Consider the following 22,778-nt stretch of genomic DNA (forward strand, 5'->3'; position numbering starts at 1 on the left):
CATCAGGCCGCACTAGCCCTCCTCCATCGCAATCACAATCGCCTCACCCATCTTCTTCAGTGCATCACGATTTTTGTCCGTCGGGGGCAGCGCCACGTTGATCCGCAGGCAGTTGCGATACTTCCCGGAGGCGGAAAACAGCGACCCGGCCGCCGCCTGGATCTTCAGCCGACACAGTTGTTTGCTGACGCACACCATATCCACTTTCTCTGGCAGCTCAACCCACAGCAGGAAACTTCCCTGCGGTCGCGTCACGCAAATCCCTGCCGGAAAATACTGCCGTACCCAGCAGGTGTAGGTTTCCATATTCTGCTGATAAATCTGACGCATACGGCGCACGTGGCGATGATAATGGCCGTCGCGAATAAACGCCGCCACCGCCATCTGGGTGCCGGGCACGTTAAAGCCACCTGCGGCGTATTTCATGTGCATCACCCGGTCATAATAGCGTCCCGGGACAATCCAGCCGACGCGCAGACCTGGCGCAACGGTTTTGGTAAATGAGCTACAGAGGATCACGCGACCATCAATATCCATCGAATGAATGGTGCGCGGGCGCGGGTACTCCGCCGCCAGCTCGCCGTAGATATCATCTTCCACGATCACGATGTCGTGCCGCTGGGCCAGAGCCAGCACCTGCTTTTTACGCGCTTCCGGCATGATGAATCCCAGCGGGTTATTGCAGTTTGGCACCAGGATCACCGCTTTAATCGGCCACTGTTCCAGCGCCAGTTCTAACGCCTCAATGCTGATCCCGGTTTCAGGATCGGTGGGAATTTCAATCGCCTTGATGTCAAAGCCGCGCAGCATCTGCATGGTGCCGTGAAACGACGGCGACTCGACCGCCACGATATCACCCGGCTTGCAGACCGAGAGCAGGGCAATCGACAGCGCGCCGTGGCAGCCGTTGGTGATCACAATCTCATTCGCCGCTACGGTCGAGCCGCCATCCAGCATCAGGCGGGCGATCTGCTCGCGCAGCTCAAGACGGCCGTCGAGTACGTCATAGCTCAACATTTCGCTCGGGTTGTGTTGCGCGATACGGCTCATCTCGCGCCACAGAGGCTTCAGGCTGGGCTGGTTAATGTCCGGTGAGCCGCCACCGAAGGAGATCATCTCTTTGTCGGAGCGGGCATCCAGCAGCATCATCACCTCATCCCATTGTGTCACGTCCACGGGCCGTTGCACCGGGCGCGTCATGGCCGGAACGGGGGGCTGGGATTTACGTTGTGAGACAAAATAGCCGGAACGCGGCTGGGGGTGATCAGCTGGAGATTTTCGAGGATCTGATAAGCCTGCTGTATGGTGCTGATACTCACGCCGTGCTCCTGGCTCAGCGCACGTACCGACGGTAAACGTTCCCCGCTGCGATACAGCCCTTGTTCAATGCGTTCTGCCAGAAGGTTGGCCAGATGTTGGTAGCGCGTCATGCTGTATCCTTTGTTTTCACCATACAGATTGTAAAACCAGTACAGATTGCCGCAAAAAACGGCATGCAGATACTGTTTTAGCGGATCTGTATGTTAAACAAAAGCTGTTTTTGAATCTGTATTGTGCATGCCGTTTTCCCTGATGATATCCCCACTGGCACAGCGAGGAGAGCATCATGGAATTCTATGAGAATCGTTCAAAACGTCCGTTTATTGCGTTTGTCTGGATCGCGAAAACGCTACGCAACTGGTACCGCATTCACCGTACCCGCCGCATTCTGAGTCAGATGAGCGACGAGCAGCTCAGGGATGTTGGGTTATCGCGATATGATGTGTGATCGTCCCGGCCGGGTACGGCGCAGCCGCTACCCGGCAATGTTCAGCTCAACAGCGCAAGCGTCTGCTGTTTCGGCCTTTCCAGCAGCTCAATCGCCTCCTGATACGTTCGCACATTGTTATAACCCATCACCAGCCCATAACGTTTACCCGACCCGCGATACCACTCCGAGAGCGCATTCACCTGTAACTGCTGTTCCTGCCAGCAACGGGCGATTTCTCTGTCGCAACTGCCTTTCGTCAGAAAGGCCACAATATGCATCCCGCCATCGTTTTGCTCGGTGAAAAACAGATCGCCATACACCTCGCGCAGGGCTGCAATCATCCAGTCGCGGCGGGTCTGGTACAGCGCGCGCATCTTTTTCAGGTGACGGAAAAAATGGCCTTCGTTGAGAAACGCGGTGAGGATCTTTTGCGTCAGCACCGGCTGGCCGCTGGTGGTGATGTCAGCACAGTCGGTAAACGCCCCGACGGTGCTGGCGGGCATCACCACGTAACCCATGCGCAGTGACGGCATAATGGTTTTACTGAAGGTACCCATAAAGATCACCCGGTCGTGCTGGTCGAGGCTTTTCAGCGAAGGCAGTACCTTGCGGGTGTAATGAAATTCACCGTCGTAATCGTCTTCAATAATCCACGCTTCGTTCTGGCTGGCCCAGTCGAGAAGCTGCTGTTTACGCGGCAGGGAGAGCGTCACCGCCAGCGGACTCTGGTGCGACGGGGTGACAATGGCAAAACGCGCATCGCGATGGTGACGAAGTAGATACTCCGTGTCGATGCCGCAGCGATCGACCGGCACCGTGTGCAGGCGCGGGACAATCCGCTTGAGCAACTGCTGGCCCATAAAGTAGCCCGGATCTTCAAACACCACCTTATCGCTGCGGCTGGCGAGGGTGTCGAGGATCAGGCGCAGGCTGCCGCTGTAGCCGCTGGTGATCAGCACCTGTTCGGCGCTGCAGGAGAGCCCGCGCGAGATGTTGAGGTAGCTGGCGATGGCCTGGCGCAGTGGATACCAGCCCAGGACAGGCGGGTTGAGCATCTCCTCCTGGCGCATGGCGCGCGTTGCCTGGCCTGCCAGCAGCAGCCATTTTTTATACGGGAAGCTGTCGAGCGCGGGGATGCCGGGTCGCAGAAAACCGGCCCGTTCGCGCTGGCTGATAAGCGATGCCGGAAGCGTGCCGGTGGGCTGTTCCGCAGGGGCATTTTTATCCGGTAACAGTAAATCCGGGTTGACCCGCGTGCCGCGCGCACCCTGGCTCACCAGATACCCTTCGCCCGTCAGGATGGCATAGGCCGTTTCGACGGTTTTGCGCGCCACTTTCAGCTCTTCGGCCAGGACCCGTATAGCAGGCACTTTGTCGCCGGGCTTCAGCACGCCGCGCGTGATGTTGTCGCGATAGCGGGTATAGATCTCGTGATAGCCCGGCTTCATGTCCTACCTCATTTCATGGTTTTTGTATCTTTTTACTATGTCATGAACGGCGTAGATTTGCCTCATCGCATGACATATGCCGCACAAAAAAGAGGAAAGACAATGAGCACTCGCGTTAACCACCATAAAGCCACCCCCGCCCTCGCCAACGCGCTGTCTGCCCTGAGCATGGAGGTGGCGAAAACCTCCATCGACCCGGCGCTGAAACACCTGATCGACATTCGCGTGTCGCAGCTGAACGGCTGTACCTTCTGCCTGGATATGCACTCGAAAGAGGCCAAAATTGCCGGCGAGCGCGAGCTGCGCCTGTATCATCTGGCGGCGTGGCGCGAGTCCCCGCTGTTCAGCGCTCGCGAAAAAGCCGCGCTGGCCTTCACCGAAGCGCTGACCCAGATTGGCGTGCATGGCGTGAGCGATGCGCTCTATCGCAGCGTGGCGGAGCACTTCTCGGACGTCGAGATTTCAGAGCTGAACTTCGCCATCGTGGCGATCAACGCCTGGAACCGCCTGGGGATCACCTCCCGCATGGCGCCGGGCTCACTGGACGCGGCTTACGGGCTGAATAAGGCTAACCTGGAATAATCCCGCGCTCGCGGATCATCGCCACCAGCGCCCGTAGTCCTGGCGGGACGTGGCGGTGGCCGGGGTAATACAGGCGCAGCCCGGCAAACGGCTGCGCCCAGTCGTTCAGGACGCTCACTAGTTCTCCACTCTCTAGCTCTTCCCGAATATACAGTTCCGGCAAAAATCCCACGCCTAATCCCGCTTTCACGGCGCGGATCGAAGCAAAAAGATCGGACGTCGCAAAGCGCGGCGGCACGGCAAGCGCGTACGTTTCACCCCGACGCGCCAGCTCCCAACGGTAGATCCCGCCGTGGGCCATACGCATGCCGATCCCCTGGTGTTGCAGCAGATCTTCCGGCGTCTCGGGTATGCCGTGCTGGGCGAAATAGCCCGGCGTAGCGGTGACAAGCTGGCGGATCTCTCCGGTCAGCGGCACGGCGATCATGTCCTGAGGCACGGACTCTTCAAGGCGGATCCCCGCGTCATAGCCTTCAGCAACGATGTCGATCATCTTTGCTTCGCTTACTGTTTCCACGCGCATTTTCGGGTAGCGGATCATAAAGTCGATCAGCAACTGATCCAGGAATAGCGTGCCGATATTGTTTGGCACGTTCAGGCGCAGCGTTCCGGCGGGTTCCCCGGTATCGCTGTGGATCTCCTCGCTGGCGAGACGGATCTCCTGCAGGGCTGGGCCAATACGTGCCACGTAGCGCTGTCCGGCGTCGGTGAGCGCTACGCTGCGGGTGGTGCGGTTAAAAAGGCGGATATCAAGGCGACTCTCCAGCCCGGCGATGGCATTGCTCACCGCCGTGGCGGACATCCCCAGCTCCTGCGCCGCGCCGCGAAAGCTACCGCGCCGCACGACGGCCATTACCACTTCCAGCTCTGTCAGACCTGAACGATGCATAGATTATCCTGAAAATCGAAACAACCCTTGCAGCATAGCGTGGATTATCGCAACGGAGAAGCTGTGCCAGACTGTCCTCACACAGCCTCAGGAGGGTTATATGCACACTATCGAACAGATCTTTATTAACGGCGAATTTGTTACCCCGCACGGCACCGAACGGTTTGATTTGTACAACCCGGCGACGGCGCAGGTCATAGGGCAGGTTCGCCTGGCGGATGAGGTTGACGCCGGGCGCGCCATCGCGGCGGCAAAAGCGGCATTTCCGGCATGGTCGCAAACCTCAAAGCAGGAGCGCATCGCAGCGCTGAAGCGTATGCACGCGGCTGTAGTGGCCCGTCATGACGATTTGCTGGAAGCCGTCATTGAAGAGTACGGCGCGCCGGCCTCGCGCTCGGCGTGGATGGCCAGCTATCCGGCAGATGTTATTGCTCAGGCGATAGAGGCGCTCGAGGCGTTTGAATTCGTCACCCCCGCAGGCGCAGCAACGGTGCAGATGACCCCGCTGGGTGTGGCCGGGCTGATTACGCCGTGGAACAGCGACGCGGGCTTTATCTGCGGCAAGCTGGCAGCCGCGTTGGCAGCGGGCTGTACGGCAGTTATCAAGCCGAGCGAAATGAGCGCCCTGCAAACCCAGATTGTCACCGAAGCGCTGCGTGATGCCGCGCTGCCGCCAGGCGTGTTTAATATCGTCACCGGGCGCGGCGAGACGGTGGGCGACACCATCAGCCGCCATCCGGACGTGGCAAAAATTTCGTTCACCGGTTCGACGAATACCGGTAAGGCTATCCTGCGCAACGCGGCGGAAAGCTTTAAGCGCGTGACCCTGGAGTTAGGCGGTAAATCGCCGACGGTCCTGCTGGATGATGTGGATCTGGTTCAGGCGATCCCGCTTGTGATTCAGGCCGGGTTTATGAACAGCGGGCAGGCGTGTGTGGCCGGAACGCGCATTCTGGTGCCGCAGTCGCGTAAGTTGGAGATCGAAACCGCGCTGGCGCAGGCAGTGGCGGCGGTGAAATCCGGTGACCCGCGCGATAGCGAAACGGATGTCGGCCCGATGGTCAGCGAAAAGCAGTGGCAGCGGGTGCAGGGCTATATCCGCAAGGGCACAGAAGAGGGAGCACGCCTGCTGGCAGGCGGTGAAGGGCGACCGGAAGGCACGCAGGACGGCTGGTTTGTGCACCCGACGCTGTTTGCGGACGTGAATAACCAGATGACGATTGCCCGCGACGAGATTTTTGGCCCGGTGCTGTGCGTGATCCCCTATCAGGACGAGGCGGAGGCTGTCGCCATTGCCAACGACACAGAGTATGGCCTGAGTGCGGTGGTGCTGGGCGATGATGTGGTACGTGCGCGTCGTGTGGCGCAGCAGATTGTCTCCGGTCGCGTGCTGGTAAACACGCTTGCTCATGAACCGAAAGCACCGTTCGGCGGGTTTAAGCACTCTGGCGTGGGGCGCGAGATGGGCGAGTGGGGGATTCGGGCGTTTATGGAGCCGAGGTCAATTCTGGGCTAAAACTTCGCTATTTACCGAAGCATTGTGCTTATCCATCCCGCATGCTCTCCTCAACATCACCACGGAGAGACCCTCATGATCGCAGTTATTTTCGAAGCCAAAGCCGCGCCAGCCCATCAGGCGCGCTATCTTCAGCTTGCCGCAGAGCTTAAGCCTTTGCTGGCCGACATCGACGGCTTTATTGATATCGAACGTTTTCAGAGCCTGACCACCGACGGCAAAATTCTGTCCCTTTCCTGGTGGCGTGACGAAGAGGCTATCCGTCACTGGAAGCAGAACGTTTTTCACCAGGCGGCGCAGGCTGAAGGACGGGCGTCAATTTTTGCGTACTACCGCATTCGGGTGGCGCAGATGGTGCGGGAGTATAGTTCCGAAACCGGAGGGCATGCCGATGTATGACCTTCACGTGATTTTCAGCGACGGGCCCGGCGAACTGGCGCGCTTTGGGCAGCTGTTAGGCCGCAACGGCGTGGGGCTGGAGGGCGGTGGCGTATTTGGTACCGATGCCCATTTTCTCGTTGAGGATGGAGAAAAAGCGCAACGTGTTCTGATGGCGGCAGGATTTACCGTGCAGGCGGTGCGCAAGCCGATTATCAGGAAACTCAGGCAGGAGCGGCCTGGCGAGTTAGGCGACATTGCGGCGGCGCTGGCGGCACGCGGTGTGTCTATTCTTACTCAGTATAGCGACCACGCAAATCACCTTATTCTGCTGACGGATGATGATAAGCTGGCCGCAGAGATCACCGAACCCTGGGCGACCCATGTTAAAAACGAGCTTACCGCCAGATAACAGCGCGGCGCTGGAACTGGCCATTGCATCGGTGGCGGCGGCAATGGCCGATCCGTCGCGCGTGAAGATGCTCTGCGCGCTGATGGACGGGCGCGCGTGGACGGCTACCGAACTGAGCACCGCGGCAGACGTTGCACCGTCGACCGCCAGCGGGCATCTCGCCCGGCTGGTGGAAGGGAAGTTGATTACCTGCCTCTCTCAGGGTCGTCACCGCTATTATCGCCTTGCCGGGCACGACGTGGCGGCGCTGGTGGAGCAGATGATGGGGCTTTCGTGGAGCCGCATTACCCCACCGGAAACCACCGCGCCGAAAGCCATGCGGGAAGCCCGGACCTGCTACGACCATCTGGCGGGTACGGTGGCGGTGCAGATCTACGATTTCATGCAGGCTGAAGGCTGGCTGGAGGCAGACGGTTCAGCGCTTACGCTATATGGCCGTGAGCAGTTCCTGAAACTCGGCATTCCGTTAAATGCTCATTCCCGCCGCAAGGCCTGCTGCGCCTGCCTCGACTGGAGCGAGCGGCGGTTTCACCTGGGTGGAGAAGCCGGCGCGTTGCTGCTCGCGCATCTGGAAAGTAAAGGCTGGATCCAGCGGGTGGCGGGGTATAGGGAGGTGGTGGTGACGGCATTGGGGAAGGATGCCATTACCAAACATTTTAGCCGTTAAATTCCGCTGCGGGCTGATGCCCTCACTCCGACCCTCTCTGACAGATCTGGTGTACCTCCTATTGCTCCAGGTAACCCTGTTCCAAAAACAGGCTTTCTGTACAATAGTTCTCTATACCCAAACTGACCCAGGCTGGTCGGTTAAGGAATATTCGTCCTGACGACAGAAAAGGAATATGCAATGGATATCGCTCTTTTTCCTGGGCAGAGTCGGCGCCAGTGGGCTGATACAATGATCAATCTGGAAGCCCGAAAGCTTGTGAATACAGCAAATACCGTCGCGGCCATGCACCTCACTGATTCACTGACCCGTCTGAAATTTGTGGATGAAATAAGACAGGTTGTCATGCAACAGTTTGACGCGGCGAGGAGAGCAAAGAGCGATGAAGAATGCATTACCTGCCTGAAAAAACTAAGGGCTGAGAATGAGTTCCTGCTTGAACAGTCGCGCATGCTGAAAACCGGTTATGCCCGAATCTACGCTGAAATTCAGTATGTAACAGAGCAGAATAAAATTGTCGGATACTTCATATCCGGGATTAAGGTCGTTCTCGCCGGCGTTCAGGCTGTGTTTGGCGGTGTTATGATCGCAACGATGACGCCTGCTGGTATGCTTGCCGGTGCCGTTCTGGTCGGTGATGCCCTTAATACGGTATCACGGGAGGCAGCCCGCCAGCTCCTGAATGAACCTGCTTCAGAGGGGATCCTTGCGGACGGCGCCATGTCCGTAGCGGAATTTATGGGCTTCAGCCGCGATGTCGGCATGGGGATCTTTAATGCAACTACGCTTGCAGCCAACGTTTATGGTGTGTTTGGTCTGACCGGGAAAGCTGAGGCCTGGCGTCTTTTTCGTTATCTTCCTGGAGACTATTACCGCAAGGTGGAAACCATGTCTCCGGGCAAACTGACGATGAAGGTTCTGGGATGGGGGGTCAGTGCGAAGGTGGTACTGGAACTCCTTACCCGTGATGACCGGAGTCGCTGATATGTGATCTCATCAGCTTCCATGATTTATAGCCAAGTCTGACTGGCATCACCAGAAGCAGCACAATCAGCAGAAAGACGACGGCAACCAGACAGGAGATAACATGGCTGGCACTGCCAAAGATCGCGGTGAGCAGGGTGATGATGGCCATCCCGCCTGTGATCCAGGCTACCGACAGGAAATAGCCGGCCAGATCTTTCAGAACCTTTTCCTGAGATTCCCCCGTCGCCTGGTGACGTTTGATTCTCTCGATATCCTTACTGGTGAATCCTGCCGCTATTAGTTCCTGGTTTTTCACTGTCATTCACGTCTCCTTTAACCTGATAAAAAGAATACACTATTTATAAGACCGGTTCCTTCCTGCTTTTGTCTTCACCTGCCTTGATTATTGTGCCGTTGCCGTTAAATGATGTGGCTGGCAGACTACAGGGTAGAAAGGAAGTGTTTACACTGACGCCATCAGGCAAGCAGCATCAGGCACCGGCGGGTTCTGTCATACCTGATCCGGCATGACCATATTACTGGGGATCCCTCAGCCAACAGGGATAGGGATATATCGTTTCGCAATTCCTGCGCTTTTACCTCTCGTTTCTTGATACTTACCCTGATAACTATTATCGTGACCGCGTGTGATGAGAGGTTTCCCCATGAGTGAAGAAAATCTGTTTAGCCGCAGGCCGATGGGCATGCGGATGGCAATGATCGTGCGTCAGTGGCGTGCCGTCATTGACGATGCCATTCTCGATACCGGATTAACCCAGTCGAGCTGGACAGTAATGATGCAGCTTCATCAGCTCGGGGATAACGTCTCCGTGAGTGAGCTGGCGGAGGTGCAGGGGATTGAACTGCCGCCGCTGATGCGCACTCTGACACAGTTGGAAAAGCAGGGATACCTGCTGCGCTCCGTATCGCCTTATGACAAGCGCATCCGGCTTCTGACGCTGACGCCTGAGGGAAAAGCCATATTAAAAAGGCTTACTCAGGTGATTGAGACATATCAGACGCGTGTATCGCAAAACATCGCGCCGGAGCATATCGACATTTTCAGCGCCACCCTGAATCAATTCGCCTGCAATTTGCGGACAATCCGCGAAGAAGATAACAAGATCGAAAAATAATGACGCCTGAACAAAAGTTTGCCCGCTGGGTAAGGGTGAGTATTGCCTCTTTCCTGCTGATGCTTGTCTACTTTATCGTCGCGGATATCTGGATCCCGCTGACGCCAGATTCCACCGTGATGCGCGTGGTGACGCCGGTTTCTCCGCGCGTCTCCGGCTACGTGGCGGCAGTTCACGTGCATAACAACAGCCAGGTGAAGAAAGGCGATCTGCTCTTTGAACTGGATGACACGCCGTTTCGCAATAAAGTGGAAGCGGCGCAAATCGCGCTGGAGCAGGCACGTCTTTCCAACGAACAGCTGGATGCGCAAATCGCCGCCGCGCAGGCTAACCTGAAAACCGCCGTGCTGACCGCGCGTAACGACAAAGTCACGTTTGATCGTTATCAGAAGCTGAGCACCCTGCAGAACGTTTCGCAGGCGGATCTGGATAAAGTCCGCACCACCTGGCAGAGCAGCGAACAGTCTGTCAGTTCGATTCAGGCCAATATCCAGAACCTGCGCATCCAGCGCGGCGAGCGGGACGAGCACCGCAACGTGACGCTGCAAAAATACCGTAACGCGCTGGATGAAGCAGAGCTGAACCTCGGCTGGACGAAGGTCTACGCGCAGGCGGACGGTACGGTGAGTAACCTGCAGCTAAGCCCCGGTTTCTATGCCTCGTCAGGCTCAGCCGCGCTGGCGCTGGTGAACAACCAGACCGATATCGTGGCCGACTTCCGTGAAAAAAGCCTGCGTCATACCCATCAGGGCACCGACGCGGCCGTGGTGTTTGACGCCTTTCCGGGGCACGTCTTTCGCGCCCACGTGACCAGCAGCGATGCGGGGATCCTTGCGGGCCAGGAGGCCGTTAACGGCCAACTGTCAGAGCCGGAAACCTCTAACCGCTGGGTACGTGATGCCCAGCGGATGCGCATTCACGTGACGCTGGATGAAACGCTGCCGAAGCATCTGCCAACCGGGGCACGCGCGACCGTGCAGCTCTACAACAGTGAAGGCCCGTTTGCGCGCTTCTTCTCCGGGATGCAGATCCATCTGGTAAGCCTGCTGCACTATGTCTATTAATACGCTGGCGCGGGTATTTACCCCGCACGGTAATATCGTCTACACGGCAAACGATTTTCGTCAGACCCTGCGAATCGTGCTTGCCGGGATGATTGCTCTGAGCATCTCGAGTTTCTACAACACCAGCTACGGCGTGTTTTATGTGGTCTACCCGATCATGCTTCTGTCGCTGGTCCCGGTGTTTAACCGCCACGTGGCGAAGCAGTTTATCTTCAGCGCATCGCTAAACTGCGTTGAAATGGTGATTATCATCGGCTATCTGTCGCAATGGCCGCTCATTATGACGCTGGTGGTGTTTGCCCTGTACGTGATGCGTTTTCGCTTTATGAGCAAGGGGCCATTGTTCCTGTTCGGTTCGATGGGGGTGGTGTGTCAGAGCGTGATGCTCAATTTTATGAGTTATCCCACCACCAACTGGCACACGCTTTTGTTTTCCAACATCGAAGCGAGCATCATGGCGGTATGCCTGAGCGCGCTGATGAACTATCTCCTGCCGGATGTGGAGCCACGCAAGCCGCCACCGCTGATTGAGAAAGATGACGCCCGGGTGCGACACGAGTCGCTGCTCTCCGGCACCGTCGCGACGCTGATATTCGTGGTGTTTCAGATTAGCGATTTAAGCGATTCGCTCTCGGCGCTGATGGCGGGGATATTGATTCTGTTCCCGATGCACTATCGCGGCGCGGTGATGAGCTCCATCTGGCGCGTGGTCGGCGTAGTGCTGGGCTGTCTCTATATTCTTGTCGTCCAGCTTATCCTCTACGATCACAGCAGCCATATGCTGCTGATGATGCCACTTATTGGCCTCGGCCTGGCGTTTGGTGCGCGTCTGCATGTGATGGAGAAAGTGGGGGCCGGGGTGGGGTTTTCCAGTATTACCACCATCGGCATTATGTTCGGGCAGAACATGCACCCGGACACTGACCTGGTGTTCAGCGATCTCTATCGCATCACCTCCGTCACCTTTTCGCTGGTAGCAACGCTGACGATGGTCTTTCTCGTGCATCTGGTTTTGAATCGCTTCGAGGCGACGCGCTACGTTATCGCGCCGCCCAAAGAAGATTAGAAACTCAGTACGACGGGGAGTTGCGAGAGTAAAAACAGGATCAGGCCAATCGTCCCGCCCACCAGCGTGCCGTTGACGCGGATGAACTGCAGATCCTTGCCAATATTCAGTTCAATCTGGCGGGACATATCTTTGGCATCCCAGCTTTTCACCGTGTCGCTGATGTGCCGGGTCAGGAACGCGGCGAAATCCGGTGCGAGGCGGTGCGCGGCCTGCTCCAGATGCTCGTTCAGCGACGCCCGAAGGCTGGCGTCGTTTGACAGCGTTTCGCCAAACCACGGCCCGGCGTTGGCGATGCGCTGCTTCACGCGCGAATCCTCACTTTGCATATCCGCTTTCAGCCACTGGCGCAGGTCGGCCCACATTTCCCCCAGATAGCGGTTAAACGCCTCATCGTTCTTCAGATAGTGCTTGATGTTGTCGGCTTTCGCCGCCATCTCCGGGTCATTTATCAGGTTGTCGATAAGCTTCAACGTGGCGCGGTCGAACGCCTGGCGGATCTGGTGCGTGCGGTCGTGGCTGATATCGTCCAGCAGCGTATTTACCGCGTTCGATACCATCTCCGCACTCTGGTCACCTAGCCACTCGGTGGGCAGCACCATCGCCTTGCGCGGGTGCTCGGTCTTCAGCCAGTGGACAATCTGGTCGGCAATAAAGTCCCGCGTGCTTTCCCGCTGAATCAGGGTAATCAGGCGGTTGATGATGGCGTCCAGCAGCACCTGGTGGCGATTATTTCTGGTCATGCTTTCGAGGATCACGGCGCTGGTTTCGGTGAAATCCACTTTATCGATAGCCTTATGCACCGCGCGCTTGAGCAGACGCTGAATGCGTCCGTCGTCGGTGAGTTCGAGAAAACCGCTCATCACCTGCATCAGATGCAGCCCGACGCGCTGGGCGTTGTCTGGTTTACTGAACCAGGCACCGATCATCTGTGCGGGTTCATAGCGGCGGATCAACGCCACCAGCGACTGGGTATCAAGAAATTTTTCCTGCACGAACTGGCCGAGATTGTCGCCGATCCTGTCCTTATTGCGCGGGATAATTGCCGTATGGCGCGAGATGAAGGGAATGGGCACTCTGCGGAACAGCGCAACCACGGCAAACCAGTCTGCCAGCGCGCCGACCATCGCCGCCTCGGCAATGGCCTTCACGCCGCGCACCCAGAAGATCTGCGGCAGGAACAGGGTGGTGATAAACGCCGCAGAGGCCAGCAGCAGCAGCGACAGCGCCAACAGCTTGGCGCGTTTGAGTTCAGTAATTTTTTCCATGGGGTAAGGATAGAGGGAGACGGGAGGAAAGTGCAAAGGTGGGATAAAACTATGTACTGGATGACGTTTTGTAGACGGGTATTAGCGATATAATGGAATATAAATCTAACACTTTTTGTTATAAGTAATTGATTGTGAATGGGTAGATGTTATAGTGGATTTAACTTATTAATTAGTAACTCTTCTTTTCAATCACTCTTTTGTCACTATACGGACATAGCAATGGAATCGTTTACTGAATTTGATATCCAGGCAAGTAACTGCTTAAAAAAACTGAAATATATATCTAATAATTATGGAGAGGATCAAACACGGGTCATTAAGTGTTTTTTAAGTATATTGTTTTTTAGAGAATATATTTGGAAAAATGAACGTTTTGATCGCTCCAAGGATGACGATAAGCTTGTGGATTTTTTAGAATATCAAGAATCACCTCGGTACTTATCACAAAATGTAGATTTGTATTCTGGGTTAATTCGGCGTATTCGGGATGCATTGCATGATTATTGTCATGTTAAATACTCCGATGAAGTTATTAGTAATGGAAACGTTATCCGGGAAGTGTTTAGGTTAGCAAAAGAAGTTAGTGATTTTAATAATAGTAAGATATTGTATGATTACTTCTTTAATTACTTGTTTGGTGAAAAAATAGATAATTTTGTTTCCTCGTTGATTAATATATTATCTGGCAGACATTTAAAACATAGGTTTGTGCAGGAAATACCATTGTTAACAGGGGAGGTTGCGATCAAAGGTGCTAAAGTTCTTTCTTTACAGGATCAGGGTGATATAGACTTTTATCTGGGGATGCGGCTGTACTTACACGGAGTGGATATTAATAGTCGTGGTGATCAAGAAGTTTATTTCATTAGAAATGTTGACAGTTTTTTCTTTAAGCAAAATAATTATTACCCATCTGGAAGGGCTAATGCTTTTGAGTATTTTGGGGATCTGTCAAGAGCGAAGAAATTCCATGCGTTTGTTTTAGGGAGTGCCCGAAGCTATGGATCGAGTCTTGTTGAATTAGCGCGTTCAGGTGTTTTGCGAGCAGTGATAGAACTTCCTCGTGCATATAATGCTAATGCCAGGAATTTATATATATTAGACTCTTATGGAGAAAATACAGATGATGTACTCTTTATAAACTCAGATAAGCTGTATTCTCTCCTCAATGGGGATGATTCATTACTTTCGTCTTTTATTAGTAAATTAGTATCGATAGGCTCTAACAGACGTTCAGTTAATTGGGTAATAAATAAAACTAGTAAAGCTAAAAAATATTTTGACAGATTTTTCCCTGATGGATACAAAGATGTGCCGGGTTTAGTATATAGAGCATCGCCAAATGAATTTTATGCCAGTAAATCCATGAATGTAGCTAAGTTTGTTTCTTCATCTATAGATGAAGATTTGATTTTTTCTCCTCTCGACTACGCAATGATCTATCATGGTATAAAGGCTGGTAATACCACCGGTGGTCATTATGTTATTGGGAATAACGGTGTAGGTAAAAGTTTGCTTCTGCGTTTTCTTGCAGAGAAATTAGTTAACGAAAATCAACGCTTGTTACTGGTTTCGTTTGGTCTTACGGATCGTTTTCATCCTCTTAAAGGTAAAAGGGGCATTGTTTATCTTGGTGATAAGCACAGTGAAAAACATATCTCACTACTAAATAGAAATAAAGGAATTTTAGAGTGTGTTAGTAATATTTTTTCTGATAACGCGACTCATAAGTTTTTTAACTCACTTCTTAAAAACATTGGATTCTCAGGAAATATATATTGCGTGCCGATTACTTATAGGGAAAGTAAGAATAATTCATTTGATTATAGTAATGTGTATAAAATGGAAGATTTTATTGCACAGGAAGAGAAAAATGATGGTTATTTATTGGCTATACGGCATGTGAATAATGATCAAATAGTGATCTTCGATAACCTGAGTTCAGGTGAACAACAGTTGCTGTTGATGTTTTCAAGAATAATATCAAATATTGCGCATGGTGATGTGATGCTCATTGATGAACCAGAGGTGAGCATGCATATAGAGTGGCAGCAAAAACTTCCGTATTTATTTGATATGATATCTGAAGAGTATCGCGCATCATTTGTAGTTGCGACACATTCACCCATTATTATTAATAGTGTCGATATGAATAAAAACAAATGCTACACTGCCTCTCAGGCTCACCTTGATATAATTGAAAAAGATAGTGTGAGAAATGTCGAATCTACGATTTTTGATAGCTTTGATGTTGTTACCAAAAATAACAGAAGTGTATATGAAGCCTGTGCTAAATCTGTTTCAGCATTGATGGAGACGGTTAACAGTAATCAAGATGTTAAAATACAATATCAGAAATCTAAAAAAGAACTACGTGAGCTATCAAGGAAGCTTAATGAAAATAACCAACATGCGCTAACTAATGAAATTTCCCTGGTTCGAAGAGCGCAGGATGCGGTGGAGGAGTTATATCAAACTTACCAACAAAATGAGCAGGTGGGGTGATAAATGACGACTCAGTTTGATGATTTTTGTGCACAACTTCCATTCCGGAAAGGAAAAAAAGCGGCCGCTAAGCGTGAGCTAGTTCGGCTATATTTGCATGCCATTACTAATGCGGTGGATGTCTGGGGGGAATTGCGTGACTTATCTATTCCGGAGGATGAGACAACGACGAAACTTGAAGGTTCCGAGATTACATCAAATCTGCGAGACTATTTGGCCAAAAAACAGAAATACCGTTGCTGCTATTGTCAACGCTATCTTTATAACATTGCCCATGCAAAGCCAATTGAGCATATTTTGCCTCGTCACTATTTTCCTCGGTTTTCGTTGACCATGAAAAATCTCGCCGTTGCTTGCTATGACTGCAATTTAAAGAAAAGTAAAGCAGTCTGGTGGAGTGGTATAAACCCAGCGGGTGTTTATCCTGTGGCATCTCAACTGACGGCGGCATTTCATTGCAACCACCATGCCTATAATGATCATATTTCATGGATGAGTTATGCTACAAATGATTTTGCTTTCAGAGCATATGGCGGGATAACTGCGGCAGGTAAAAAACTGTGCCTGGATCTACTCCATGATATTTCTAAAGCGGAAATTCTGCTGAGTCGTGATGACGGGCTGAGAGAGGTACTGGATAATCTAAAGGCGATGAATGAAAGTGGATTAGGCGGTGACAGCGTTCGGGATTTTGTAAACGAGTTGCAAGGATTTATTCTTGCCAGCACGGAAGCAAATTAGTCGTTATAACGCTCTCTAATCTGGTAGAGCTTAGCCAACTCGACATAAAAAAACCTGCCATCAGACAGGTTTTTTATGACCATAAGACTTAGAAGCTCACGCCGCCGCCCACATAGGCGCCGTCAATCAGCGTATGGCCAGGACGGCCGTCTTTGCCATCTACGCTCACGTGACGGTAACCCACTTTCAGGGTCACTGGCGTAATTGGCGTCCAGCTTACGCCGCCATTGGCTTCAACGTAGTTTTTCACGCTGTTGTTCAGACCTTCTGGCGCGACATAACCTTCACCAAATACGTGAATGCTGTCGGTCAGGGCAACGTTAACGCCGCCACCAATCGGGAACGCCACGCCGTTATCGCCTTTTTTCGGGCCAAGGTAGATCGCCTTCGCGCCCGCATTCAGCATCACCGGGCCGACTTCCAGGTTGTAACCTGCACCCACTCCACCTGTCTGGGTGCCGTCGTCAGTGTTTTTAAGCCAGTTGCTTTCGGCATACAGGCCAGACGAGGATTTACCCATTTCCAGATTGAGGTTGGTAAAGTTTTTACCCTGCTCAATGCTGCCACCCATCGCCAGTGCGGAACCCGAGATAGCGGTCAGAGCAGAAAGAAGAAGGATATTCAGTTTTTTCATGTTTTATGCCTCGTCATCAAATTAATCTTACGGCACCTTAACAAGCGATGTTTATGACTGCAAATGTGGTTAGGATCAACTTTTTATACTGTAAATGTTAATTTTATTGCCCAAATTGTTATGAAGGTGTTTTGTTTTAGAGGTGTCAACGCGTGATTTTCTGCTGTTTAAGAACAGTTTAATTTTTTGACTAAACATAAACTGAACGAGGCGGGGATAATCATTCGGAATGCATTAATGGCATTTCTAATAATTTCCAGAAATGTTTCAGGTGTCATACAAAACCACAAAAACTTACATTTCTGGCGCTGACTATACGTTCAGCTGCTCGGCCCTGTTTCCTCGCAATGTCATTTTTCTGACACGTTGATTCTTTACGGTGTTGGCTTCACTCTATGGATGCTAACAATATGAAAAGAAAAATTATTCCTGTACTTATCGGTTGTGCGCTCTCTTTCTCTGGCCTGGCGGCGCAGCCCACGGCTGAACACTATGTCGTTAGCTTTCCCGAAGGCTCCCACGTGAACTACAGCGGGGCGTTTGCGGATGCTTTCCCGCATGGACTTCCTGTCGGAATCGGTTCTGGCCTGTTGTTCACCGGCAAGCAGGGCGATGCGCTGACCTTCGTGACGGTTACCGATCGTGGTCCGAATGCGGACGCGCCAAAAATGGGTAAAAACGAAGCCAAAATTTTTGTTACGCCGGATTTCGCGCCGCTGCTGATGACCATCCGTGTACAAGACGGTAAAGCCGAGGCCATTGATGCCCGCCCTCTGCACGACGATAAAGGCGAGATTAACGGGCTACCGCTGCAAAGCGGCGTGATTGGCTCCACCAATGAAGTGGCATTCAGCGACACGTTAAAGACGCTGAAGGGTGACAACCGCGGGCTGGACACGGAAGGCATCACGCCGGACGGCAAAGGCGGATACTGGCTGTGCGACGAGTATGGTCCGTTCCTGATAAACGTCGACAGTAGTGGGAAAATCCTGGCTATTCATGGGCCGCAGGCGGCGGAAGGGGAAAAATCCATCGCGGGCGGTCTGCCAAACATTATCAAATGGCGTCAACCGAACCGGGGCTTTGAAGGTCTGACCCGTATGCCTGACGGACGCATTATTGCCGCTGTGCAAAGCACGCTGGATATCGACGGTAAAAGTAAAAAACAGGCGCTGTTTACGCGTCTCGTCAGCTTCGACCCGGCGACCGGGAAAACCGCGATGTACGGCTATCCCATCGATAGCTCCGCCTACAGTAAAAACAGTGATGCCAAAATTGGCGACATTGTGGCGCTCGATGACCAGCACATCCTGCTGATTGAGCAGGGAAGCGATAAAAACGACGGGATGCGTAACCTGATCTACAAGGTGGATCTCAGCAAGGCGAGCGACCTTTCCGCCTTTGACAAGCCGGGCGAGTACCCGGAGTTTGATGATGAGAAGACCCTGGCGCAGCGCGGCATAACCCTTGCGGTGAAAACGCAGGTCGTTGATTTACGCGCCCTCGGCTGGCAGCAGGAGAAGGCCGAAGGGCTGGCGCTGATCGACAGCAAAACGCTGGCAGTGGCGAACGATAACGACTTTGGCGTAAAGGTGGCGATGCAAAACCCGGTCGAGGGCAAGAAGCTCAAGGATTATCGGGTGAACGCAGAAGGTAAGCTGACGCTGGATGATAAACCGGTGGAAACCACGCTCAGCGTGAAGCCGCTGAAGAAGCCGGAGTCGGACAGCGAGCTGTGGATTGTGACGCTGCCGGAGGCGGTGAAATAAGTATCCCCACAAAATAATGCCTGCACAGACGGCCCCCTCTCCCTTGAGGGAGAGGGCTGGGGTGAGGGGGAACATACGGCTGTGGAGGTTATTCCGTTCACTTTATGTTCCTTGCTACTCTGTAACGGCATGACCTGTGAACGTGCCAGGGTGGCTCACTCGCCACCACCCTGGCGACCCGGGCTCCCGGCGGTAAATCGCCGCTTCGCGGTGCCCTCAGCTTATTCCTTCAGGCTATCGGGTCGGGCATGAGCCTGCATCCCTGCAGGCCACGCCCTCTCGGCGCATCCCTGCGCCTCGCCCCGGCCTTACGGAAACGCCTCGGCGATTTACAGCCGGACCAGGACATCGCTGTAATTTATTCATTTTCCTGATACAAAGCTCATCGCTTCAGGTTAATAAATTACTGGGCAGAGGGGATGCATAGCGTTTATTTCTGTAGTCCCGCAAATGCCGCCCGAATTTCCTCTTCCGGCAGCTGGATGCCAATAAACACCATCACGCTGCGTGGCGTTTCCTCACCCCACGGCCTGTCCCAGTCGGCGCTATATAAACGCTGTACACCCTGGAACAGCAGGCGGTTTGGTTCACCGTGTATCCACAGCATCCCTTTGTAGCGCAGCAGCTTGTCGGCAAACGACAGCAGCAGGTTCTCCATCACTCGCGAAACCTCGCCGATGTCCACCGGATAATCCAGCTCCACCACAATCGACGCCACGTCGTTTTGCTTATCTCCCATAAAGTGGAAGCGCGGCTTCGAGGTGACATTCTCTTCCAGCATAAAGCCATTGGTGTTGAACAGTTGAGACAGGTCGATATCCCCGTGCGTCACCCTGTAAATCGGGGCGCGGGAGTTGATGCGCGTCAGGCGCTCGCGCAGTTTTTCGCTCTCGCCCGCCACGTCGGTTTTGGTCAGCAGAATGCGGTCGGCATAACCCACCTGAGACTGAGCAATGGTGAACTGATTCATCTGTTCGTCGGCGTGGACGGCATCGACAAGCGCAATCACGCCGTCCAGCAGGTAGCGCTGGCAGAGGATCTCATGGGAGAAAAAGGTCTGAATAATTGGGCCGGGGTCAGCCATGCCGGTGCATTCAATCACCAGGCGGTCGAAATTGATGTCACCACGATCGCGGCTGTCTAGCAGGTCCAGCAGAGCGTCTTCCAGTTCGTTAGAGCGGGTGCAGCAGATGCAGCCGTTGGTCAGGGTTTTGATCTGCGTGGCGCGATCGCCGATCAGCTGATCGTCTACCGAAACTTCGCCAAACTCGTTTTCGATAACGGCGATTTTGAAGCCGTGCTGCTCGTTCAGAATATGGCGCAGCAGGGTGGTTTTACCTGCGCCGAGGAAACCGGTCAGCAGGGTGACGGCAATCGGGGTCATGGTGTCTCCTTTAGCAGCAGCGGACGCCGCCTTCTCCACTTCCGCCGTAGCGCGCTTCCTGACGCTCGCGGAAGAATTCGGTGTAGGTCATGTACGGCTTATCCGGATGGTTGGTCTTCATATGCTCAACGTAGTTGTCATAGTCCGGAATGCCAATCAGCATTTTCGCCGCCTGACCGAGGTATTTTTTTGCTTCGCCTAAGTTACCAAACATAACGTGTCCTGATAAGAACAAAGCCCCGCCGAAGCGGGGCTGGATATGACGTCATTAATGGTGTGAAGAGGTCTTCACGCCGCCTTCCGGCACCGGCACATACGGGGTTTCTTTATCCGTACGACCCTCGGCGTTACGCACTTTCAGCCAGGTTTTGATGCCGTAGAAGATGATGCTGTACACCACCACCAGGAACAGAATACTCAGACCCGCGTTGGTGTAGTTGTTCACCACGATATGGTTCATGTTGGCAATCTGCTGCGCAGTCAGGTCTGCGCCGCCTGCGGCAATCTTCTCTTTGTACTGGTTAGCCATAAAGAAGAAGCCTTCCAGCTGCGGGTTGGCACTGAACAGTTTCAGGCCAAGTGCCCAGGTGGTGCAGAGCAGCAGCCACAGCGCAGGGACCACGGTGACCCAGATGTATTTGGTGCGTTTCATCTTCACGAGGACAACGGTGCCGAGCACCAGAGCAACGGCTGCGAGCATCTGGTTAGAGATACCGAACAGCGGCCACAGGCTCTTCACGCCGCCCAGTGGGTCGACAACGCCCTGATACAGCAGGTAACCCCACAGGCCAACACAACCCGCCGTGCCCAGTACGCCCGCAACCAGAGAGTCGGTTTTCTTCAGGAATGGCACGAAGTTACCCAGCAGATCCTGCAGCATGAAGCGGCCAGCACGGGTACCGGCGTCCAGCGCGGTCAGGATGAACAGGGCTTCAAACAGAATACCGAAGTGGTACCAGAAGCCCATGTCCGCCCACGGCAGCACTTTGTGGAACACGTGCGCGATACCGACAGCCAGCGTTGGAGCACCACCTGCACGGTTCAGCACGGACGGTTCGCCGATGTCTTTCGCGGTCTGCATGATCTGCTCAGGCGAAATCACGAAGCCCCAGGAGCTGACGGTTGCTGCAGCATGTGCGCTTGCGTCTTTCAACTGCGCCATAATCAGCGCCGCGTTGTCACCACCCATCTCATGCAGGTTTGGCATGGTAATGCCCAGACCTGCTGGTGGGGTGTTCATTGCGAAGTACAGACCCGGTTCGATGATGGAAGCGGCAACCAGCGCCATGATCGCCACGAAGGATTCCATCAGCATTGCGCCGTAACCGATCAGGCGTGCGTCTTTCTCGTTCGCCAGCAGCTTCGGTGTAGTACCGGACGCAATCAGCGCGTGGAAGCCCGAGACCGCACCACAAGCGATAGTGATAAACAGGAACGGGAACAGTGCGCCTTTCCACAGCGGGCCAGTACCGTCGATGTACTGCGTCACGGCTGGCATTTTCAGATCCGGGTTAATCACCAGGATACCGATCGCCAGACCGACAATAACGCCGATTTTCAGGAAGGTTGCCAGGTAGTCACGCGGAGCCAGAATCAGCCAGACCGGCAGCAGGGCGGAGATAAATGCGTAACCGACCAGTGCGAAGGTGATAGTGGTGTCTTTGAAGGTCAGTGCCGGGCCCCAGTACGGGTCGTGTGCAATCACGCCGCCGAAGTAAATGGACGCAACCAGCAGCACAATACCAATCACCGACACTTCGCCCACGCGTCCCGGACGCAGGAAGCGCATGTAGATACCCATGAACAGTGCAATCGGCACGGTAGAGCAGACGGTGAAGACACCCCACGGGCTTTCGGCCAGCGCTTTCACCACGATCAGTGCCAGCACCGCAAGGATGATGATCATAATCAGGAAGCAGCCAAACAGGGCGATAGTTCCCGGCACGCGACCCATCTCTTCTTTGACCATCTCACCCAGAGAGGCACCGTTACGGCGAGAAGAGATAAACAGCACCATGAAGTCCTGTACCGCACCTGCCAGCACAACGCCTGCGAGCAGCCACAGGGTACCTGGCAGGTAGCCCATTTGTGCGGCCAGTACCGGCCCGACCAACGGGCCCGCGCCCGCAATCGCGGCAAAGTGGTGACCAAACAGCACGTAGCGGTTGGTTGGCACATAGTTCAGGCCGTCATTGTTTATGACCGCCGGAGTGGCACGCGTCGGGTCGAGCTTCATGACCTTCTGCGCGATGTACAAGCTGTAGTAGCGATAAGCCACAAGATAGACGGAAACAGACGCGACCACGATCCACAGGGCGCTTACGTGCTCGCCCCGGCGTAATGCGACAACCGCCAGACAAAAAGCGCCGAGGATCCCGAGTAAGGCCCAGGGCACGTGCTTCAGTAGTTTTTTAGTATCCATAATAGACCTGGTTTTTTATGTAAAGAAAAAAGGGTCAGGGTTCGTTGTGAGGAGGTGTTGATTAATGCTGGTGGGATCTTGCCAGAACGTCGCGTGTGTAAAGGAGGGTAAATGGATGAGTGGTTGAAAGTGCCAGGTAAGCGGTCAAAGGTGGCGGCGAGTGGTTCCGGTTCGCCGC

At 53.8% G+C, this 22,778-nt stretch carries 21 protein-coding genes and 1 pseudogene; 13 read left to right on the forward strand and 9 right to left on the reverse strand.

All coding sequences use genetic code 11. From position 1 onward, the window contains the following. Positions 1-12 precede the first annotated feature (12 nt). A pseudogene (locus LCD46_02795) lies at positions 13-1,430 on the reverse strand (PLP-dependent aminotransferase family protein). A gap of 176 nt (positions 1,431-1,606) precedes the next feature. Between LCD46_02795 and LCD46_02800 the strand changes: the two are divergent. Then, positions 1,607-1,768 carry a DUF1127 domain-containing protein gene (locus tag LCD46_02800; protein ID UOY71282.1) on the forward strand — a complete coding sequence of 54 codons (162 nt, stop codon included), beginning with the start codon at positions 1,607-1,609 and terminating at the stop codon, positions 1,766-1,768. Between the two features lie 41 nt (positions 1,769-1,809). Here the strand turns inward: LCD46_02800 and LCD46_02805 are convergent, their stop codons facing one another. Beyond that, positions 1,810-3,198: a PLP-dependent aminotransferase family protein gene (locus LCD46_02805; protein UOY71283.1), complete on the reverse strand. Its 1,389-nt coding sequence runs from the start codon at positions 3,196-3,198 to the stop codon at positions 1,810-1,812. Between the two features lie 102 nt (positions 3,199-3,300). Here LCD46_02805 and LCD46_02810 point away from each other — a divergent pair, with 102 nt between their 5' ends. Beyond that, positions 3,301-3,780, forward strand: coding sequence for a carboxymuconolactone decarboxylase family protein (locus LCD46_02810; protein ID UOY71284.1), 480 nt, complete (start codon positions 3,301-3,303; stop codon positions 3,778-3,780). Here the strand turns inward: LCD46_02810 and LCD46_02815 are convergent. Then, the gene (locus LCD46_02815; GenBank protein UOY71285.1) at positions 3,767-4,669 is read right to left on the reverse strand and encodes a LysR family transcriptional regulator; all 903 of its coding nucleotides are present in this window, start codon (positions 4,667-4,669) and stop codon (positions 3,767-3,769) included. The two genes, LCD46_02810 and LCD46_02815, sit on opposite strands and share 14 nt — an antisense overlap. A gap of 100 nt (positions 4,670-4,769) precedes the next feature. On the opposite strand from LCD46_02815, the gene LCD46_02820 reads away from it, so the two are divergent. The 5 genes from LCD46_02820 (at position 4,770) to LCD46_02840 (ending at position 8,626) form a co-directional block, all read left to right on the forward strand. After that, positions 4,770-6,185, forward strand: a complete 1,416-nt coding sequence (locus LCD46_02820) for an aldehyde dehydrogenase family protein (protein ID UOY71286.1) — start codon at positions 4,770-4,772, stop codon at positions 6,183-6,185. A 75-nt stretch (positions 6,186-6,260) separates the two neighbouring features. Beyond that, entirely contained in the window at positions 6,261-6,584 is a 324-nt protein-coding gene (locus LCD46_02825) for an antibiotic biosynthesis monooxygenase (protein UOY71287.1), read from the forward strand. Continuing rightward, the gene (locus LCD46_02830; GenBank protein UOY72880.1) at positions 6,577-6,975 is read left to right on the forward strand and encodes an amino acid-binding protein; all 399 of its coding nucleotides are present in this window, start codon (positions 6,577-6,579) and stop codon (positions 6,973-6,975) included. The genes LCD46_02825 and LCD46_02830 overlap by 8 nt, the downstream gene beginning before the upstream one ends. After that, entirely contained in the window at positions 6,947-7,642 is a 696-nt protein-coding gene (locus tag LCD46_02835) for a winged helix-turn-helix domain-containing protein (GenBank protein UOY71288.1), read from the forward strand. The genes LCD46_02830 and LCD46_02835 overlap by 29 nt, the downstream gene beginning before the upstream one ends. A gap of 180 nt (positions 7,643-7,822) precedes the next feature. After that, on the forward strand, positions 7,823-8,626 hold the full coding sequence (locus LCD46_02840) for a DUF4225 domain-containing protein (protein ID UOY71289.1): 804 nt from the start codon (positions 7,823-7,825) through the stop codon (positions 8,624-8,626). Here LCD46_02840 and LCD46_02845 read toward each other — a convergent pair. Next, positions 8,601-8,930, reverse strand: a complete 330-nt coding sequence (locus LCD46_02845) for a hypothetical protein (protein ID UOY71290.1) — start codon at positions 8,928-8,930, stop codon at positions 8,601-8,603. The genes LCD46_02840 and LCD46_02845 overlap by 26 nt on opposite strands. Before the next feature lie 343 nt (positions 8,931-9,273). Here LCD46_02845 and LCD46_02850 point away from each other — a divergent pair, with 343 nt between their 5' ends. The 3 genes from LCD46_02850 to LCD46_02860 are packed head-to-tail and all read left to right on the forward strand — an operon-like array spanning position 9,274 to position 11,874. Then, a complete protein-coding gene (locus tag LCD46_02850) occupies positions 9,274-9,744 on the forward strand; it encodes a MarR family transcriptional regulator (protein ID UOY71291.1) in 471 nt (156 codons plus the stop codon). After that, positions 9,741-10,808 (forward strand): HlyD family secretion protein, encoded by a 1,068-nt coding sequence (locus tag LCD46_02855; protein ID UOY72881.1) that lies wholly within the window; start codon positions 9,741-9,743, stop codon positions 10,806-10,808. Before LCD46_02850 ends, LCD46_02855 begins: the two co-directional genes overlap by 4 nt. Continuing rightward, positions 10,798-11,874: a DUF2955 domain-containing protein gene (locus tag LCD46_02860; protein ID UOY71292.1), complete on the forward strand. Its 1,077-nt coding sequence runs from the start codon at positions 10,798-10,800 to the stop codon at positions 11,872-11,874. Before LCD46_02855 ends, LCD46_02860 begins: the two co-directional genes overlap by 11 nt. On the opposite strand, the gene LCD46_02865 is transcribed toward LCD46_02860, so the two are convergent. Continuing rightward, positions 11,871-13,142, reverse strand: coding sequence for a DUF445 domain-containing protein (locus tag LCD46_02865; GenBank protein UOY71293.1), 1,272 nt, complete (start codon positions 13,140-13,142; stop codon positions 11,871-11,873). The two genes, LCD46_02860 and LCD46_02865, sit on opposite strands and share 4 nt — an antisense overlap. Before the next feature lie 222 nt (positions 13,143-13,364). On the opposite strand from LCD46_02865, the gene LCD46_02870 reads away from it, so the two are divergent. After that, positions 13,365-15,650: an ATP-binding protein gene (locus LCD46_02870; GenBank protein UOY71294.1), complete on the forward strand. Its 2,286-nt coding sequence runs from the start codon at positions 13,365-13,367 to the stop codon at positions 15,648-15,650. A 3-nt stretch (positions 15,651-15,653) separates the two neighbouring features. Continuing rightward, positions 15,654-16,391 (forward strand): hypothetical protein, encoded by a 738-nt coding sequence (locus tag LCD46_02875; GenBank protein UOY71295.1) that lies wholly within the window; start codon positions 15,654-15,656, stop codon positions 16,389-16,391. Positions 16,392-16,479: 88 nt separating this feature from the next. Here LCD46_02875 and LCD46_02880 read toward each other — a convergent pair whose 3' ends face one another. Next, positions 16,480-17,025, reverse strand: a complete 546-nt coding sequence (locus LCD46_02880) for a YfaZ family protein (protein ID UOY71296.1) — start codon at positions 17,023-17,025, stop codon at positions 16,480-16,482. 410 nt (positions 17,026-17,435) lie between these two features. On the opposite strand from LCD46_02880, the gene LCD46_02885 reads away from it, so the two are divergent. Continuing rightward, on the forward strand, positions 17,436-18,794 hold the full coding sequence (locus LCD46_02885) for an esterase-like activity of phytase family protein (protein UOY71297.1): 1,359 nt from the start codon (positions 17,436-17,438) through the stop codon (positions 18,792-18,794). A gap of 430 nt (positions 18,795-19,224) precedes the next feature. On the opposite strand, the gene yjiA is transcribed toward LCD46_02885, so the two are convergent. Genes yjiA through LCD46_02900 form a run of 3 tightly spaced genes read right to left on the reverse strand, consistent with a single transcriptional unit; the run spans position 19,225 to position 22,600 of the window. Then, the gene (gene yjiA, locus LCD46_02890; GenBank protein UOY71298.1) at positions 19,225-20,178 is read right to left on the reverse strand and encodes a GTPase; all 954 of its coding nucleotides are present in this window, start codon (positions 20,176-20,178) and stop codon (positions 19,225-19,227) included. Between the two features lie 10 nt (positions 20,179-20,188). Continuing rightward, positions 20,189-20,392, reverse strand: coding sequence for a YbdD/YjiX family protein (locus tag LCD46_02895; protein ID UOY71299.1), 204 nt, complete (start codon positions 20,390-20,392; stop codon positions 20,189-20,191). 54 nt (positions 20,393-20,446) lie between these two features. Beyond that, positions 20,447-22,600, reverse strand: a complete 2,154-nt coding sequence (locus LCD46_02900; protein UOY71300.1) for a carbon starvation protein A — start codon at positions 22,598-22,600, stop codon at positions 20,447-20,449. Positions 22,601-22,778 lie beyond the last annotated feature (178 nt).

It is taken from the genome of Enterobacter ludwigii (genome assembly GCA_023023105.1).
Classification (GTDB): domain Bacteria; phylum Pseudomonadota; class Gammaproteobacteria; order Enterobacterales; family Enterobacteriaceae; genus Enterobacter; species Enterobacter adelaidei.